This window comes from Pradoshia sp. Z4_20 (assembly GCF_058216035.1).
Genome location: NZ_JBZAJD010000008.1, coordinates 40,071 through 57,750, shown reverse-complemented (window position 1 = coordinate 57,750; position 17,680 = coordinate 40,071). Strand labels below are relative to the sequence as shown.

14 protein-coding genes are annotated in these 17,680 nt (G+C 38.0%); 12 read left to right on the top strand and 2 right to left on the bottom strand.

Annotated elements, in window-relative coordinates:
- The first annotated feature begins 188 nt into the window (after positions 1–188).
- The 11 genes from AC4BHP_RS15595 to AC4BHP_RS15545 all read left to right on the top strand — a co-directional run bounded on the left by AC4BHP_RS15595 (position 189) and on the right by AC4BHP_RS15545 (position 15,663).
- Positions 189–1,745 carry an ABC transporter substrate-binding protein gene (locus tag AC4BHP_RS15595; protein ID WP_490553282.1) on the top strand — a complete coding sequence of 519 codons (1,557 nt, stop codon included), beginning with the start codon at positions 189–191 and terminating at the stop codon, positions 1,743–1,745.
- 55 nt (positions 1,746–1,800) lie between these two features.
- On the top strand, positions 1,801–2,757 hold the full coding sequence (locus AC4BHP_RS15590) for an ABC transporter permease (RefSeq protein WP_140461445.1): 957 nt from the start codon (positions 1,801–1,803) through the stop codon (positions 2,755–2,757).
- Positions 2,758–2,775: 18 nt separating this feature from the next.
- Positions 2,776–3,663 carry an ABC transporter permease gene (locus AC4BHP_RS15585; RefSeq protein ID WP_140461446.1) on the top strand — a complete coding sequence of 296 codons (888 nt, stop codon included), beginning with the start codon at positions 2,776–2,778 and terminating at the stop codon, positions 3,661–3,663.
- A 20-nt stretch (positions 3,664–3,683) separates the two neighbouring features.
- Positions 3,684–4,682 (top strand): ABC transporter ATP-binding protein, encoded by a 999-nt coding sequence (locus tag AC4BHP_RS15580; protein WP_490553279.1) that lies wholly within the window; start codon positions 3,684–3,686, stop codon positions 4,680–4,682.
- Positions 4,669–5,643: an ABC transporter ATP-binding protein gene (locus tag AC4BHP_RS15575; RefSeq protein WP_140461448.1), complete on the top strand. Its 975-nt coding sequence runs from the start codon at positions 4,669–4,671 to the stop codon at positions 5,641–5,643. Before AC4BHP_RS15580 ends, AC4BHP_RS15575 begins: the two co-directional genes overlap by 14 nt.
- 285 nt (positions 5,644–5,928) lie before the next feature.
- Positions 5,929–6,690 carry a sporulation protein gene (locus AC4BHP_RS15570; protein WP_066103859.1) on the top strand — a complete coding sequence of 254 codons (762 nt, stop codon included), beginning with the start codon at positions 5,929–5,931 and terminating at the stop codon, positions 6,688–6,690.
- Positions 6,691–7,138: 448 nt separating this feature from the next.
- On the top strand, positions 7,139–8,791 hold the full coding sequence (locus tag AC4BHP_RS15565) for a serine hydrolase domain-containing protein (protein ID WP_490553276.1): 1,653 nt from the start codon (positions 7,139–7,141) through the stop codon (positions 8,789–8,791).
- Positions 8,792–8,805: 14 nt separating this feature from the next.
- On the top strand, positions 8,806–10,890 hold the full coding sequence (locus tag AC4BHP_RS15560; RefSeq protein WP_262365990.1) for a glycoside hydrolase family 3 protein: 2,085 nt from the start codon (positions 8,806–8,808) through the stop codon (positions 10,888–10,890).
- Between the two features lie 22 nt (positions 10,891–10,912).
- Positions 10,913–12,172 (top strand): exo-beta-N-acetylmuramidase NamZ family protein, encoded by a 1,260-nt coding sequence (locus AC4BHP_RS15555; protein WP_066103855.1) that lies wholly within the window; start codon positions 10,913–10,915, stop codon positions 12,170–12,172.
- Between the two features lie 273 nt (positions 12,173–12,445).
- On the top strand, positions 12,446–14,512 hold the full coding sequence (locus AC4BHP_RS15550; RefSeq protein WP_490553275.1) for a thioredoxin domain-containing protein: 2,067 nt from the start codon (positions 12,446–12,448) through the stop codon (positions 14,510–14,512).
- 176 nt (positions 14,513–14,688) lie between these two features.
- Positions 14,689–15,663 carry a Gfo/Idh/MocA family protein gene (locus AC4BHP_RS15545; protein ID WP_066103852.1) on the top strand — a complete coding sequence of 325 codons (975 nt, stop codon included), beginning with the start codon at positions 14,689–14,691 and terminating at the stop codon, positions 15,661–15,663.
- Positions 15,664–15,732: 69 nt separating this feature from the next.
- Here the strand turns inward: AC4BHP_RS15545 and AC4BHP_RS15540 are convergent, their stop codons facing one another.
- A complete protein-coding gene (locus AC4BHP_RS15540; protein ID WP_066103850.1) occupies positions 15,733–15,936 on the bottom strand; it encodes a hypothetical protein in 204 nt (67 codons plus the stop codon).
- Between the two features lie 302 nt (positions 15,937–16,238).
- Between AC4BHP_RS15540 and AC4BHP_RS15535 the strand changes: the two genes are divergently transcribed.
- Entirely contained in the window at positions 16,239–17,198 is a 960-nt protein-coding gene (locus AC4BHP_RS15535; protein WP_490553272.1) for a YsnF/AvaK domain-containing protein, read from the top strand.
- A gap of 46 nt (positions 17,199–17,244) precedes the next feature.
- Here the strand turns inward: AC4BHP_RS15535 and AC4BHP_RS15530 are convergent, their stop codons facing one another.
- Positions 17,245–17,676, bottom strand: a complete 432-nt coding sequence (locus AC4BHP_RS15530) for a MarR family winged helix-turn-helix transcriptional regulator (protein ID WP_139891943.1) — start codon at positions 17,674–17,676, stop codon at positions 17,245–17,247.
- Positions 17,677–17,680: the final 4 nt, after the last annotated feature.

The window sequence follows — 17,680 nt, the reverse complement described above, 5'->3', positions numbered from 1 at the left end:
GAAAGGCTGGCTGAAAATGAAATTTTAGTGGTCAAGAAGGGCCATTCTAAAAAGATGGGAAGACCATTTAAACGCTTAGACACGGTCTAAATTTAATTCAGTCATCTTAAAATAGCATTATGATTCGAGTTTTATGAAAAAAAACGCTTTATATTTTATGAATTTTCAGATAAGGGAGAGATTTTATTATGAAGAAAAATTTATTATTTATGATATTAATTTTAGCTTTTGTCCTAAGTGGTTGTTCATCAGGCGGAGAATCAGCTACTGATTCAAATGTAAAAAAACAAGCAACAGAATTAAAGGTTGCAATCAACGCGCAGCCGAATACATTAGATCCTCATATAACAACAGCGGGAATTACCCGAGATATCTCGCGAAATATATACGAGCAGCTGGTTGTTTTAAATGACAAATATGAAGTAGTACCGGAGTTGGCAGAAAAAGTGGAACAATCGGGGGATAATAAAAAATTTACTTTTATTTTGCGAAAAGGTGTTAAATTTCATAACGGTAAGGAGTTAACTGCTGATGATGTAGTTGCTTCCATGAATCGCTGGATAGATAACTTCGGTACAATTCAATCAGTAGTTGGTGATGCACGTTTTAAAAAGGTTGACGATTATAAAGTAGAAATTCAGTTATCTAAAGGTGTTTTAGAATTTCAATCTATGATTGCTGGAGCCAAACAGTTAGCATCAATCATGCCTGAAGAAGTAATTAATAATGCTGCCGCTAATGGTGTTACTGAAACTATTGGAACAGGGCCATTTAGTTTTATTGAATGGAAATCTGAGCAATACATTCATCTAAAAAAATTTAAAGACTATCAATCTATAGATATTCCATCTCAAGGTTTGGCTGGTACGAAGGAATTGTTTATCAACAATCTTTATTTCTATATTGTCACAGATGCTTCTACTCGGTTGGCTGGCTTGCAGACTGGTGAGTATCATATTGCTCGTTCCCTTTCCTATGATGACTTCGATATGATTGAAAATAACTCTGATTTAGCATCAGAATCAGAGCTGCTTGGAGATTTAACGATTGTATACAATAAAAAAACAGGTTTAATGGCAAACCAAAAGATGCGCCAAGCTATAAATGCCACATTGGATATAGATGAAATTATGATGGGTGCAGGGACAAATGAAAAGTTCTATCGTATGGGTTCAAGTTATATGTTTGAAGAACAAGAAGCTTGGTTTTCAGAAAGCGGGAGTGAACATTATAATCAAAAAAATGAAAAGATAGCAAAGCAACTTCTCAAGGAAGCAGGATACAACGGTGAAGAGTTAGTTATGGTTACTAATAAAGAATATCCGCAATTCTATAACGCAACAATCGTAATTAAAGATCAGCTTGAACGCATAGGAGTAAAAGTACGTATAGATGTATACGATTGGGCTACTCAATTAGAGATTGAGAATGACCCTGATAAATTTGATTTATACGTGATGTCATATAGCCCCGTAACCACACCCACGAGTTACTTATATTTAAGTCCGACGTACTCAGGGTGGACAGATGATAAAAAAATTTCAAAATTAATCGTTAAGATTGATAATGAAACGACAAGAGAAGATGCTAAAGCTGCGTGGGATGAGCTCCAAGGATATATGTGGGAATCTTTACCTATAACGAGTCTTGGGGATATTTATACATTAACTGGCCGTTCAAAAAAAGTGAGTAATTTAGAATTCTTCCAAGGACCTATTTTTTGGAATGTTAAAGTCACTGAATAAAATTTGATAGCCTTGCTGGTAGAATATCAGCAAGGTTTATATCGAGGTGAATAATATGCAGATATATCTAATGAAAAGGGTCTTCTCTATCATTCCTGTGTTGATAATCGTATCAATTATTGTTTTTACATTAATACACCTTATTCCAGGAGATCCTGCCCGTACAATTTTAGGTCAAGAGGCTTCTGGTGAGCAAATAGAGAATCTTAGGGAAGAGATGGGATTAAATAAGTCCATTGTTACACAGTATTTCGTTTGGATTACTGGAATTTTCAAAGGAGATTTAGGAACATCATATTTTAGTAACCAACCTGTGTCTGAAATTCTTTTTCAATATCTCGGAGCAACATTATCTTTAGCTATTTATGCACAAATTTTAGCTCTTGTTATTGCTATTCCACTTGGAATATTGGCAGCCCGAAAAAAAGGAACAATAATTGATCAAATTTTAACATCAGCTTCGTTATTTGGCATCTCATTACCCAGTTTTTTATCTGGATTGTTCTTGGTTATGATTTTCGGTGTGCTTCTAAAATGGCTGCCAGTCGCTGGGTACAAACCATTGGATCAAGGTATTATCGAGCATATTAAATATTTGACTTTACCGGCCGTATCATTGGGATTACTTCAGGCAGCGCTAATAACAAGAATGACACGCTCATCCATGCTTGAAATTTTAGGCCAAAATTTTATACGTACAGCTAAGGCCAAGGGGGCGAAAGAGCAAAGGATTATCTATTATCATGCTTTAAGAAACGCATTTATTCCTATTTTAACAGTCATTGGCCAATCTTTTGCCTCCTTAGTAGCTGGGGCTGCTGTAGTGGAAACAATTTTTAACATACCAGGGATAGGTCAACTTATAGTCAATTCGGTAACACGAAGAGATTATTCTGTTATCCAGGGGATTGTATTATTCATAACTGTTTGCTATGTATTTATCAATTTATTTATTGATGTCTTGTACAGTATTATAGATCCTCGCGTTAGATTGTCCTCCAAGCGTTCGTAAAAGAAAGGGTGATATCGAATGCAAGAAAACGTTATAAGTAGTATTAAAGAAGTTCAAAAGGCAGAACTGAAAAAGCGCAATAGAATAAAGTTAACCCGCTTCTTTAAAACAAGGGCTGCTGTCACTGGAGTATCAATTTTACTGTTGATTACGGTAATTGTAATTCTTGCGCCCTTGATTGTAAGGTATACACCTATCGAAGTAAATGCCATGAATCGGCTTGTAGGACCAAATGGCGATCACTACTTCGGTACGGATAATTTAGGACGAGACTTATTTAGTAGAATACTGTACGGTTTACGAATTTCTCTTATTATAGGGCTTTCTGTTACTATATTATCTACTCTTTTTGGTCTGTTCGTTGGACTATATGCAAGTTATTACAAATTCTTAGACAATCTTTTAATGAGGATATGTGATGGAATTATGGCTTTTCCATCTATCTTATTAGCGATTGCTGTTATGGCGATATTAGGTCCAGATATTAAAAATGTTGTTATTTGTTTGACCATTGTTTTCACACCCTATATTGCTCGAATTATCCGTTCTGCGGCCATAGTTATCCGCGAACAAACATATATTGAGGCGATGATGTCATTAGGTGCTAGTGATTTACGTATTATTTTTGGACATATACTTCCTAATGCTTTATCTCCCCTTATAGTACAGGCAACCTATATTTTTGCGGAAGTTATTATTTTGGAGGCTGCATTAAGTTTTTTGGGAGTAGGTGTACCAGCTCCCAATCCAAGCTTAGGCAATATCTTGTATGATGGAAAACTGGTGATATTCAGTGCATGGTGGATGGTCGTATTTCCAGGAATATTTGTGGTACTAAGCGTCGTTTCTCTGAATTTAATGGGAGATGGAGTACGGGATTTATTAGATCCAAAAATGAAAAAGTAATTTAACAAAGGAGGGGAATTATGTCATCAAATGTCTTATTAAATGTTACTGGATTAAAGACAAGTTTTAAAACAGAAAGAGGAAATGTTTGTGCTGTTAAGGGTGTAGATTTTCAGATAAAGAAGGGTGAGGTAGTAGGTTTAGTAGGTGAGTCCGGTTGTGGTAAAAGTGTGACTGCACAATCAATTATGAGATTATTTGATGAAGACAGATTGGTGAATTATGAAGGTAAAGTGGAATTAGAAGGTGAAAACTTACTTGAAGTTAACGAGAGAAAAATGCAAGACATACGGGGTAATGATATATCTATGATATTTCAGGATCCTATAAGCTCATTAAATCCTTTGATGAAGGTAGGTGATCAAATAAAGGAAGCACTAGTATTACATCGAAATATTCCGAAGTCTGAACTCACTAATAAAGTAGTTGATTTGTTACGACTTACCGGTATCCCCTCACCAGAAAAGCGGATACACGACTATCCCCATAAATTTTCTGGAGGTATGCGACAGCGAATAATGATAGCTATCGCGCTGGCATGTAAACCTAAATTGTTAATCGCAGATGAGCCTACTACAGCATTAGATGTTACGATTCAATCTCAAATCATTAAACTAATAATGAAATTAAACAAGGAATTAGATATGGCAATTTTAATGATTACTCATGATTTAGGAGTAGTTGCGGAAATTTGTGATAGAGTGATTGTTATGTATATGGGTCAAGTAGTAGAAGAGGCAGATGCCATAACATTGTTTTCTAATCCAAAGCATCCATATACAATAGGGTTACTAAAATCAATTCCTGATTTAAAAGGTAATCGTAAAGAGTTATTGCATATTATACCAGGGATGGTGCCTTCTTTATTTGAAAAACCTGCCGGCTGTTCATTTGCCCCTCGTTGTCCAATTGTAACCCCTGAGTGTACAAAGAAGAATCCTCCATTTGAAGTATTGAGTGAAAATCATCGTGTCCGATGTTTGTTTGCAAAGGAGGGGGAATTATATGCAACAGAATGATAATACAAAAGATATTCTATTGACAGTGAATAATTTGGAGAAGTATTTTAAAGATGAAAGCTTAGGAAAAAAAGTGATTGTAAAAGCAGTCAATAATATCACCCTATGTATTGAACGAGGTGAAACATATGGTCTGGTAGGTGAATCAGGTTGTGGTAAAAGTACAGCTGGCCGAACCATCCTAAATTTAATAAGGCCAACAAATGGTGATGTTGTATTCAAGGGGATAAATTTATCAAGCCTATCCCAAAGGAACATGCGAAAATATCGTAAAATGTTACAGATGATATTTCAGGATCCATATTCATCCTTGAATCCTAGAAAACGGATAGGAAAAAGTTTAGAAGAGCCACTTGCAATTCATAATGTTGGCGCAAAATCAGAACGAATAGAAAAGGTCATTAAAGTACTGAAAAGCGTAGGAATGGGACCGGAAAGCTTATATAAATTCCCTCACGAGTTTTCTGGCGGTCAATTACAACGCATAGGGATTGCTCGGGCACTAATCTGTGAACCAGAGTTAATCATCTGTGATGAGCCTGTTTCCGCATTGGATGTTTCGGTTCAAGCACAAATTATAAATTTATTAATTGAATTACAGAAGCAATTACAGCTTACATATATTTTTATCGCACATGATTTAAGTGTAGTTCGCCACATCTCAGACAGGGTTGGTGTTATGTATTTTGGTAGTTTAATAGAAGAAGCTGTAACTGATGATATTTATAATAACCCGTTACACCCTTATACCCAGACACTGCTTTCTGCAGTACCTTCAGTAGATCCGAAAACTAAAAGTGAACGAATAGAAGTTCTTGGCGAGCCTCCATCACCATTAAATCCACCGCTTGGATGTCCATTTCATACGCGCTGTCCTAAAGTGATGGACATTTGTAAACACCATTTGCCTAAAAGAATAGAAGTAGAGAGCGCCCATTTTGTAAATTGCCATTTGTATTAAAAGAGGAATTTTTTCTAGAATATTAAAGAGATTAATCTGTTGGTGATCCATTGTGTAATAAAGAAGATATTTGAAAAATATTAGAATCAACACCGGCCAACTAAATAACAGTCTTAGCATAAACTCTTTCAATAGTATTCATACAGTCTATCTATCAACTCTAGTGGGATTTTGCCCAATAAGTTAATTATATTTTACATTGAATATCTATAATTGTTCTGTACTAGTTATTTTTACGGATAAGTATAGTAAAATAGACTTATAAAAAGGAAATGAGGGATTATCATGTTTGATAAACTGCTGTCATCCATAGGTATTGGTGCTGCCAAAGTTGATACGAGGCTTGCGAAAAAAAGTTATATTGTCGGTGAGTCAATCGAAGGTGAGGTTTTTATCAAGGGAGGAAAAAACGAGCAGGATATTGATAACATCTATTTAACATTAATGACTGACTATGTGGTGGAAGTTGATGATAAAAAGGTAAGACGTTCTGTTGCCTTGGACAAAATCTTATTGACTGAGCGCTTCACAATCGCTCCAAATGAAGAAAAAGTGGTGCCCTTTCAGTTGAATGTTCCTTATGAATCACCAGTTACAATGGGAAGTACCCGTGTTTGGATTCAAACCGGCTTGGATATTAAAATGGCAATCGACCCTCAAGATAAAGACTTTTTGGAAATAAAGCCACATCAGCTTGTAAGAGAATTCATTGATGCTGCAGGAAGATTAGGATTCCGCTTACGTCAGGTAGATTGTGAAAAAACTCCTTCGTATTTTAGAAACGGCTTACCGTTTGTTCAGGAATTTGAATTCAAAGCTACATCCGGTGAATTTGCGAGAAAGCTAGATGAACTAGAAGCTGTATTCCAGCTGACAGAAAACGAAGCAAGAGTTTTGCTTCAAATAGACCGAAGAGCAAGAGGTTTCTCAAGCTTCTTAGCTGAATCATTAAATATGGATGAATCGTTTGTTAAATTCACTTTTGATAAGTCGGACATTGGCACGCTAGACCGTACATTGGGAGATTTAATTAGAAAATATTGCTGATCTATGGTTTCGACCAGTCAGATTCAATAAAATTTTACATGTTTTTTACATTGTGATGAAAGAAACTGCTTACTGGCAGTTTCTTTTTTTATATAGAAATCTATTTTTTTATAAAAATAGTTAGCTGAGAAATTAGATATAAGTAAATGAAACTAATGATCTCTTAGTTATGAATATATCCATATAGGTAAACTAAGCAATAAGAATGAGGTGAATATGCAGAAACTTGTCATTTTTTCATGAAATAATTGTTGTTACATTAAGATAGACCTAAGGTTAATAATGGAAGTAAGTACTTATGCCGGATAGAAAAATAAGAAAGATGGATGTATTCTCGAGTGAGAGGAATCTATCTAGATACATCCCCAAAGATCCATCTCCGTAGCCTTCATCAACCTTTCTTTCGTTTTGTTCACTCGCTTTGTGATAAAAAAAGAGGAGGAACGATATGAAAAAAATCACCTCAATTGCATTCAGCACGATGATTACTGTGTCTGCATTTAACACATCCGATGGTCTAATGATGACAAGTGCTAAGGGACATTCCGACAATGCCTCATATTGGGACGAACCAGGTCGAATGCTACCGATACTCCTACCTTCAAATGCCAGAATGGCAGGTATGAAGCAGTCTGCACTTGATGACATAGATGTGACAATCGGCCAATACATCGAAAGCGGCTTAATTCCAGGGGCGGTCACCTTTGTGGCACGAAGCGGTCATATTGTTCAAAAAGCTGCATATGGGTTTGCGGCTCTCTATCAGGATGATGGCTTCACGGAAATTGAAACACCTCTTAAAATGAAAGCGGATACAATATTTGATATTGCTTCTATAAGTAAGCTTTTTACAACTACTGCGGTCATGATGCTTTATGAGCAAGGAATTTTCCAACTCGATGACCCTGTTGCGTTGCATCTGTCACAATTCGCTGCAAACAGCAAAGAAGACATAACAATCAGACAACTTTTAACCCATACTTCAGGTTTTGCAGCTGGGATGCCTCTTTATATGCAAGAGGGCACTCGAGAAAGCCGCATCCAGTCCGTACTGCAACATGGTTTGATTAACGAGCCTGGGACCACCTATTTATACAGTGATTTGAACATGATAACGCTTGGGGCGCTAGTCGAGAAATGGAGTGGTCTCCGGCAGGACGAGTTTGTTAAGAAAGCCATCACAGAGCCGCTTGGTATGAAGGATACGATGTATAATCCTCCGGCAAAATTAAAGAAACGTATAGCTGCAACCGAATATCAGCCAAAGATAGGGAGAGGGCTTGTCTGGGGCGAGGTTCATGATGAAAATGCGTGGTCGCTTGAAGGTGTGGCTGGTCATGCAGGCGTCTTCTCCACAGCCAAGGATTTAGGGATTCTCGCCCATGCATATTTAAATGATGGTAAATACGGTAAGATACGCATTCTAAAGAAGAAAACGATTGACTTAATTATGAAGAACTATAACACTGCGTTTCCAGGAAATGACCATGGATTAGGCTTTGAGCTTAATCAGGGCTGGTACATGGATTCACTTTCTGACACATTCACCGCCGGCCATACGGGCTACACCGGTACAGCTCTTGTGATGAGTCCATCTAATCAGACTGTTGCTATTGTACTTACAAACCGGGTACATCCATCCCGAAATACACCGTCCATTAATCCAATCAGACGAACATTCGCTAGAGATGTGGGAGACAGCATACCTATAAATGTGAAAAAGGGACAAATGGCTTGGTTCGCGGGCTATGGAGATCAATTAGATAACACACTTTCAGCTCAAGTGAATCTAAAAAGAGATGCTTATTTGAGTTTCGATACCTGGTTCCGGATTGAAGAGGAGAGTGATTATGGATATTTGGAAACGTCGACTGACGGAAAAGCATTTACAAGTATTCAAAGCTTCACAGGAAAAAGCAATGGATGGGAGAAGGAGAATGTCCTCATTCCTGCCGGCACGAAATTTATTCGTTTTTCCTATAAAACGGATGAAAGCGTGAACGGGCGCGGCTGGTATGTTCAAGACGCAAGCATAAAAACAAATGGAAAGAAGGAACGACTGAGATTCGAGAGCAATGGATTTGAACGTAGAACAGATTAAATGGGGAGGTGCTAATATTGAAAAATAGGAAATGGTTCTTGATTATACTTGTGATGAGTGTATTCCTGACGGCCGGATTCAGCAGCCAAACTAAGAAACCAGCTAATCCAAATGATGGTGTGCGAGATATTGTAATCTATCAAAATCTGCATGAGGTTGATAAAACGATTAGCGGCAACAGTGTCAAAATGAAGGCAGTGAACGTCTACCATGATGGTCATTTTACAAAGACAAATAAGGTAAAATGGTCGGTTGCAAATAAACGTATCGCGAAAATCAGTTCTAATGGAACCTTGACAATTACAGGGAAATCAGGAGTGGCAGTCATTCTTGCAACATCGGGAAAAAAGATAGACACAGCCTTTTTGGTGGTGGATAAAAAGGGAAATGCAACATTCCGCTCCATCAAGGATAAACGATATCGGCTTGCTGATTATGCCGTTAGCAAGATGAAGATAGAAGAGAAAATCGGACAAATGCTCATGCCTGATTACCGGAACTGGGATGGTAAGAATGTGACAGAAATGCTGCCGGAGATAGAACAGCAAATTAAGGATTATGACTTAGGTGGAGTTATTCTATTCCGCGAAAATGTCGTAACGACTGAGCAAACCGCCCATCTCGTGGATGCGTATCAGCTCGCCTCCGAGAAATATGGGATGCTCATCTCAATTGATCAAGAGGGTGGAATTGTAACCAGGCTGCAATCTGGAACTGATATGCCCGGCAATATGGCCTTAGGAGCTACACGGTCTGTGACAATCACGAAAGATGTTGCGCGTGCCATTGGCGAGGAGCTCGGTTCGCTTGGCATTAATACAAACTTTGCCCCATCGCTTGATGTCAACAATAATAGTAACAATCCTGTCATTGGTGTCCGTTCCTTCAGTGAAGACCCAAAACTAACCGCTGAACTAGGAACTGCTTATATTGATGGCATGCAGGAAACAGGCACGATTGCAACGGCCAAGCATTTTCCAGGTCATGGCGATACGGCAGTTGATTCCCATGTTGGACTTCCAGAAGTTCCATATGAGATGGAGAGATTAAAGGAAGTGGAACTATACCCGTTTCAGCAAGCGATGAATGCTGGTGTTGATGCCATCATGACCGCGCATATTACCTTTCCGAAGGTAGATGACACGAAAGTGATTTCCAAAAAGACCGGTGAGGAAGTCTCTATACCAGCAACTCTCTCCCACCGCTTTCTGACAGAATTGGTTAGGGAGGAAATGGACTATGATGGATTGATCGTTACAGACGCCATGAACATGGGTGCTATCACCGAGCATTATGGAACTGTCGATGCGGCCATCATGTCTGTTAAGGCAGGTACGGACATTGTACTTATGCCCGTTGGACTAGAGGATGTTCGTAATGGGCTCCTTGATGCAGTAAGAAATCGCGATATTAAAGAAAAGCGAATTGATGCATCCGTAAAACGGATACTGTCACTGAAAATCAAAAGGGGCATCTTTAAGGAGGAATCACCGGAGCCACTTGACGAAAGAATCGAAAAAGCGCTTGAGACCGTTGGTTCACCAGAGCATAAGGCGATTGAGAAAACAGCTGCAGAGAAATCTATTACCCTCGTCAAAAATAACAATCAGCTCCTGCCTTTAAATGACTTGCAGGAATCCGGAAAGATTGTCGTTATCGGTATGACCTACAACCAAGAATTATATTACGCTATTAAAGAAAAGCATGCCAACACTGAGGAAATTACCCTTCCTTCTAGCTATCAACTGACCGATGCACAGAAGGAGCAGCTTCGTCAGGCGGATTATATTATTATTGGTAGCCATACTTCAAATGTAGCAATGAGGTTACCTGCCCATCCTCAAATGCAGAGAATTAATGATATTATCGACAACTATGATGCACCTTCTATAGCTGTTGCGATTCGTAATCCATATGACATTATGTCCTATCCCCAGGTTGATGCTTATATCACTCAATATGGGTTTCGTACCGCAAGCTTTAAAGCAACCGCAGCAGCCATTTTCGGTGAAATAAATCCATCTGGTAAACTCCCTGTCACGATCCCGAACGGGCAAGGGGAAACTTTATATCCATTTGGCCATGGTTTATCCTACTAATTGATAACTAAGGAGGCTTTATATGCAGAAGAGAGGTTTCGCTGTCCTATTCACACTGATTCTGATTTTATCAACGATTTCTTTCGCCCAAGCAGGTCAAAAGGACAAGCATAAAAAGAAGGATTTAGAACTAGGCGTCGACGTTATTATAAGTGATAAAAAAGAATTGCTGGAAGGTGAAAGGGTAGGTCTCATCACAAATCCGACCGGTGTAGATCAAGAGCTTAACAGCATTGTTGACCGTTTCTATGAGGATGAGGACATCAATCTCACCGCTTTATATGGCCCGGAACATGGAGTTAGAGGAGACGCGCAGGCCGGCAGCTATGTTGATTTCTACATTGATGAAACTACTGGTCTTCCTGTATACAGCCTTTACGGCAAAACCCGTAAACCAACACCGGAAATGTTAAAAGATATTGATGTACTTGTATTTGATATTCAGGATGTAGGCGCACGCTTCTATACGTATATTTACACAATGGCATTAGCGATGGAAGCAGCAAAGGAACAAGGAATCCCATTCATCGTACTTGATCGCCCGAATCCCCTAGGAGGACTGAAGGTGGAAGGACCGATTCTTGAAGCACCCGAATATGCTTCGTTTATCGGGCAATACGAAATCCCACTCAGACATGGGATGACTGTTGGAGAACTCGCGAAACTATTTAACAAGGAATTTGGCATTGGGGCGGATTTAACCGTTGTAAAAATGAAAAATTGGAAGCGTCATATGAATTATGAAGATACAGGACTAGAATGGGTCCTTCCATCCCCAAACATGCCGACACTCGACACAGCTTATGTATACCCGGGTACAGGATTAATTGAAGGCACGAATTTATCCGAAGGGCGCGGAACAACGAAACCTTTTGAATTGCTCGGAGCCCCATTCATAAATGGAACAGAGCTAGCAAAGGAGCTAAACAAGCTAAACTTAAAAGGTGTTCAATTCCGAGCAGCTTCGTTCACGCCGACATTCTCGAAGCATAGTGGAATCCTATCCCATGGTGTTCAGGTTCATATAACAGACTATAATGATTTCGTGCCTCTTGAGGCAGGTCTTCATATCGTTAAGACCATTCATGACATGTATCCGGATGATTTCGAATTCCGTACAGAGGACAGCAAAGGAATTTCCTATTTCGACTTGCTTATCGGCAACGGCTGGATTCGCGATGATATCGAAGCAGGTAAATCCGTAAAACAAATCAAGCAGAAATGGGAAAAGGATTTGAAAGACTTCATGAAACTAAGATCTAAATATTTGCTGTATAGATAAAGGAGGGAAGCTTGAAGGCTGAGATGTAGGAGCTTTTGAGCTTCTTTATAAAAGAAGCTATAGAAGACTATAGAAGAAAAATAGAGGTACCCAAAAAGGATACCTCTTTCATTTATGAAACAATAAAAATCAATAAATAATCCAATTAAGTTTATACTAATGAATGATGTGTATTGTATAAAGAGGATATATTTACATCCATAACGTGTGAAGATGAAAGATAAAAGTTTCTGTAAATGAAAAAATCCTGATTTGTAAAGGAGTAATTATTAAATGAGTGAGAAACATAAGGCAAATAGACTGATAAATGAGAAATCTCCATACCTTTTACAGCATGCTTATAACCCTGTTGACTGGTATCCATGGGGACCTGAGGCATTTGAAAAAGCGAAACAGGAGAATAAGCCTGTGTTTGTGAGTATTGGGTATTCCACCTGCCATTGGTGTCATGTGATGGAGAGGGAAAGCTTTGAAGATGAAGAAGTGGCGTCGGTTATAAATGAGCGGTTTGTTTCCATAAAGGTAGATCGGGAAGAACGTCCTGATTTGGATTCGATTTATATGTCCGTGTGCCAGGTGATGACGGGACAAGGCGGTTGGCCGCTTAATGTGTTTTTAACACCTGATCAGGTCCCCTTTTATGCAGGAACCTATTTCCCTAAGCATAGCCGGTATGGCCGTCCTGGAATAATAGATGTGATTACTCAGTTATACGATACGTATATTAATGAGCCGCATAAAATCGAAATGACGGGTGAGCGGATTAAAGATGCAATTATGCCAATGAAACAGGTGACATCGAGTGAGAAATTAACGATGACTGTAATCAATGCAGCTGTTCAACAATTTAAGAGGGTATTTGATGAACAGTACGGCGGATTTGGCTCGGCTCCAAAGTTTCCTACTCCACATAATTTAATGTTCCTGCTGCGTTACTATCATATGACGAAGGATCAAGAAGCATTGAAAATGGTGTTAAAGACATTAGAAGGGCTATCAAGAGGTGGGATTTATGATCATATTGGATACGGGTTTTCTCGCTATTCCACTGATGAATTATACTTAGTCCCACATTTTGAAAAGATGCTTTATGATAATGCCATGCTCTTAATGGCATATACAGAAGCCTTTCAAGTTAACGGAGAAAATTCGCATAAAGTGATTTCTGAACAAATCATCGAATATGTTTTACGGGACATGCGACATCCTGAAGGCGGGTTTTACTCAGCAGAGGATGCAGATTCAGAGGGTGTCGAAGGAAAGTTCTATATATGGGACTACTTTGAAATCTTTGATCACCTCGATGAAGACGTAGCAGAATTATATTGTGCTGTTTATGATATAACCCCTGAAGGAAACTTTGAAGGTGAAAATATTCCGAATCTAATTCGTGAACCAATTGACTCATTTGCTGCTCATAATGATTTAGACGCAGCAGAAGTTCGTAAACAATTGGAGGAAGCAAGGAAAGTCTTATTTAATGTTCGCGAGGAGCGGGTTCATCCGCATAAGGATGACAAAATATTGACTTCCTGGAACGGATTAATGATTGCCGCTCTAGCCAAAGCTGGTAGAGTTTACAATCATCAGGAAGCACTGGTTGCAGCAAAAAGTGCTATCCAATTTATTGAACAGAATTTAATCGTGGATGGAAGAGTCATGGTCCGATACAGAGATGGTGAGGTTAAGCAGGAAGGATTTATTGATGACTATGCGTATCTTCTTTGGGCTTACATTGAACTCTATGAAACGACATTTGATTTATCCTATCTCAAAAAAGCAAAAACACTTACGCATCAAATGATCGAATTATTTTGGGATGGGGAAAATGGTGGATTCTATTTTTATGGAGAGGATAATGAGGAATTGCTGATCCGTCCAAAAGATGTATATGATGGAGCATTACCATCCGGGAATAGTGTCGCAACCTTACAAATGCTAAGGCTGGCTCGTTTAACTGGTGAGTTTTCATTGGAGGATAAGGTACAGAACGTTTTTGACGCATTTGGCGATGATGTGATTCACTATCCAATGGGTCATACTTATATGTTAATGGCTTATATGACAACCCAAATGAAAATGAAGGAAGTCGTTGTATTGGGAAGTACGGATTCAGAGAATAACGTTATCACACATTTGCACAAGGAGTTTCATCCAAACTTAACTTATCTGGCAAACGAGGATTCCTCTTTATTTACTGGTGTTGCTGATTTTGCGGCAGGTTATTCCAAGGTCAATGATCAGGAAACCTATTATGTATGTGAAAATTTTGTTTGCTACAGACCACTGACCAGTGAAAATGAAGCAATCGAGCTTATAAATGGCGACAAAGAGTCATAAATTTAATAAATAACAGCTGCGTTGGCTATATAAAATATAGGATAAAATAGTACATCATGATTGGTGTGCTATTTTATTTTGGGTCTTTCCACTACTAATTATCTCATCTATGATTCATTTATATTATAATGAATGTAAATATTCTATAAATTAAATAAATGAAATTGAGGGATTCTATGAAAACAATTCAGTGGGGTATTATTGGACTTGGTAACATAGCAGAACGTTTTGCGAAAACGGTGAAAGCAATGGATGGCGTTACTTTAAAAGCAGTCGCCTCCAGGACGAAGGATCACGCGCTCGAATTTGGCCGAAAATACGAGGTTGAAGAAAAATTTTGTTATGGTACATATGATGAGCTAATACAGGATGAACAAATTGATGCTATTTATATCGCTGTTCCACACCCATTTCATAAAGAAAATGCGATTCGTTGTTTAAACCATGGAAAAGCCGTGCTTTGTGAAAAGCCTGTTACAATGAATAAAGAAGAAGTTCAAGAAGTCATCCATGCTGCTAAAGAGAATAAGGTCTTCTTTATGGAAGCGATGAAATCGCGCTTTATGCCAATTAATAAAGAAATAAGAAACCTCGTCAAGGAAGGTGTCATTGGAGAGCCTACTTTCATGAGAGCGGAACTCGGTTTTAAAGGGGAATTTGATCCGAAGGGGCGCATATTTAACCGAGAACTTGGCGGAGGAGCATTATTAGATATCGGGATTTATCCTATCTCATATTGCGCTTATTTACTTGGAAATAAACCAAAATCGATTCAAAGCTCATTACAATATGGAGTAACAGATGTAGATGAAAATGGGACTATTCAATTAAGCTATGACAATGGATCGTTTGCTCAAATTTACTGTACGATAAGGGCAAATACACGAAAAGATGCAAGTCTATTAGGCACAGACGGCAGTATTTATATACCGTATTTTTCAAATGCCCAGTCCGCAACAATCACCACCCCAAATAAAGAATGGACGATTGAAGAACCTTTCGAATTAACTGGATTTGAATATCAAATCCGTGAAGTAGGCCGATGCCTTCAAGAAGGTGTGCTTGAGAGTCCACAAATGACTTGGCATGATTCTATTGAAGTCATGGATATCGTTGATCAAATATTTGCTAATAATGTTTTAAAAGGATGAGAGGAGAGCCAATTAGGCTCTCTTTTTTTAGAAGATTTATTGGTTACGAGGTGTATGAAAATGAGTAATTTAAGACAAGAAAATGGGTAGAAGGGTCACGATTAAGCCAACCACTAATAAAATTGTCCCAAAAATACGAGATAACAATTCTTCGTCACCTGAAACACCGTTCCACAAAACAAGATTCACTAAGAAGAGGGCTTTATTCCTTAATACTAAAAAACCAATAAACATAATAAAAATACCAATGATTAAGACTGCTAAAGTCTCCACATTCATTCACCTCCGAAATATTCTTCACACTCTTCTTCGTTTATTTTAACATAAATATCCTGTTTACTTTATGAGAATTAAGGATTGAGAACGGGTGTTTATTTGCCCGATTCCCCTAAAAAGACAAAGATAATAAAAAAATTTTAAAAAAATAAAAACGAGAACCTACCATATATGCAAAAAAACACTTGACATAATCAGGGTGTTGATTCTCACTTTATTGTTTATTGATTTCCAGTGTGGGTATATTTTAACTGTGAAGCAAATATTATCCGAACAAAAATTGCTAGGAGGAATATAACATGAATAAAACAGTTTATGGAGTTTACACACAAAGTGCAGAAGTCGTACAGGCTATTAATAGTTTGAAAGCAAAAGGGTATGATGGTTCTGATATTACTGTAGTCGCAGATAATGCAGATAAATTAGATTTGATGGGAAATTACACGATAGATAAAGATGTTAAAACAGTATCAAATGATGAAGATTCCTTTATGGATAAAGTAGCAAAATTCTTTACATTGGATACCAATAATCCAGTTGAAGAAACAATGAGAACGGACTATGGTTTTACTTCTGAAGAAAGTGCACGCTATGCAGAGGAAGTGAACAACGGAAAAGTTTTAGTTCTTGTTAATCAGGATGCACAGCTTGGAGATACAATCGACATGGATCGTACTGAAGATGTGCATGTAGGAGCAAATGCTTCTGCCGCTCTTAATACAACTGATCGTTTGGCGAATGATGATACACTAACTGACGAAGAAAGAAGAATTAAACTTCGCGAAGAACGATTAAACGTTGATAAAAATGAAGTGAAAACTGGAGAAGTAATTGTTAATAAAAAAGTAACGGAAACACAAAAAGAAGTTGAAGTACCAGTGGACCATGAAGAAGTTTATATTGAGCGACGTAAAGTAACAGATCGTGATACGACAGATCAATTGGGTGCTATCACTGACAATGAAGAAATTCGTATCCCTGTAACAGAGGAAAAAATAGAAGTGACCAAAAAGCCAGTTGTAACTGATGAGATTGTGATCGGTAAAGAAAAAGTTACAGATACCAAAACCGTTCAAGATACCGTTAAAAAAGAAGATGTTCAGGTTGACAAGGATGGTAATCCATTTGTAAATGATCATAATACAACTACTCGTATGGAGGGTACCTCTGTACAGGATTCTTCGTTAACAGACGAAGATACAGACCGTTTAACTGCAAAGCCATATCAAAAAAATAAGATTGATACTGATAATCTTTAAGAGTAATATTAAAAAAGCTGTCTCATTGAGACAGCTTTTTTTTAGCTTAAAGACTTTTTAACTTTGCATTGAGTTTATTTACGTATTCCATCAATGCTTGATACTCCTCGATTTCTAATCCACATTCCTCAATTTTCGACTTAATGGAATCAATGATATTATTTTTTTGCTTATATGCTTTTTCTTGCAGAGAGATCAGCATCATGCGTTCGTCCGTCTTAGACCGTTCTTTTATTAGCCATCCGCTTTGCTGCATCCTTGAAATAATGGGATTTAACGTCCCAGTTCCCATATTCAGCTTTTGCCCAAGCTCTTTCATTGGAACTTGATCTTGCTCCCATAAGCTCAATAAAACTAAGTATTGCGGATACGTTAAGCCAAATGGCTTTAAAACATTAGAATATAGCCTCGTAAATTCATTGGTAGTTTCGTATAAAACAAAGCATAACTGTTTGTTTAATGCAACATCCTTCTCCATAACC

Coding starts and splice junctions, on each gene's coding strand:
- AC4BHP_RS15595 (WP_490553282.1), top strand. CDS start 189: ATGAAGAAAAATTTATTATTTATGATATTAATTTTAGCTTTTGTCCTA.
- AC4BHP_RS15590 (WP_140461445.1), top strand. CDS start 1,801: ATGCAGATATATCTAATGAAAAGGGTCTTCTCTATCATTCCTGTGTTG.
- AC4BHP_RS15585 (WP_140461446.1), top strand. CDS start 2,776: ATGCAAGAAAACGTTATAAGTAGTATTAAAGAAGTTCAAAAGGCAGAA.
- AC4BHP_RS15580 (WP_490553279.1), top strand. CDS start 3,684: ATGTCATCAAATGTCTTATTAAATGTTACTGGATTAAAGACAAGTTTT.
- AC4BHP_RS15575 (WP_140461448.1), top strand. CDS start 4,669: ATGCAACAGAATGATAATACAAAAGATATTCTATTGACAGTGAATAAT.
- AC4BHP_RS15570 (WP_066103859.1), top strand. CDS start 5,929: ATGTTTGATAAACTGCTGTCATCCATAGGTATTGGTGCTGCCAAAGTT.
- AC4BHP_RS15565 (WP_490553276.1), top strand. CDS start 7,139: ATGAAAAAAATCACCTCAATTGCATTCAGCACGATGATTACTGTGTCT.
- AC4BHP_RS15555 (WP_066103855.1), top strand. CDS start 10,913: ATGCAGAAGAGAGGTTTCGCTGTCCTATTCACACTGATTCTGATTTTA.
- AC4BHP_RS15550 (WP_490553275.1), top strand. CDS start 12,446: ATGAGTGAGAAACATAAGGCAAATAGACTGATAAATGAGAAATCTCCA.
- AC4BHP_RS15545 (WP_066103852.1), top strand. CDS start 14,689: ATGAAAACAATTCAGTGGGGTATTATTGGACTTGGTAACATAGCAGAA.
- AC4BHP_RS15535 (WP_490553272.1), top strand. CDS start 16,239: ATGAATAAAACAGTTTATGGAGTTTACACACAAAGTGCAGAAGTCGTA.
- AC4BHP_RS15530 (WP_139891943.1), bottom strand. CDS start 17,676: ATGGAGAAGGATGTTGCATTAAACAAACAGTTATGCTTTGTTTTATAC.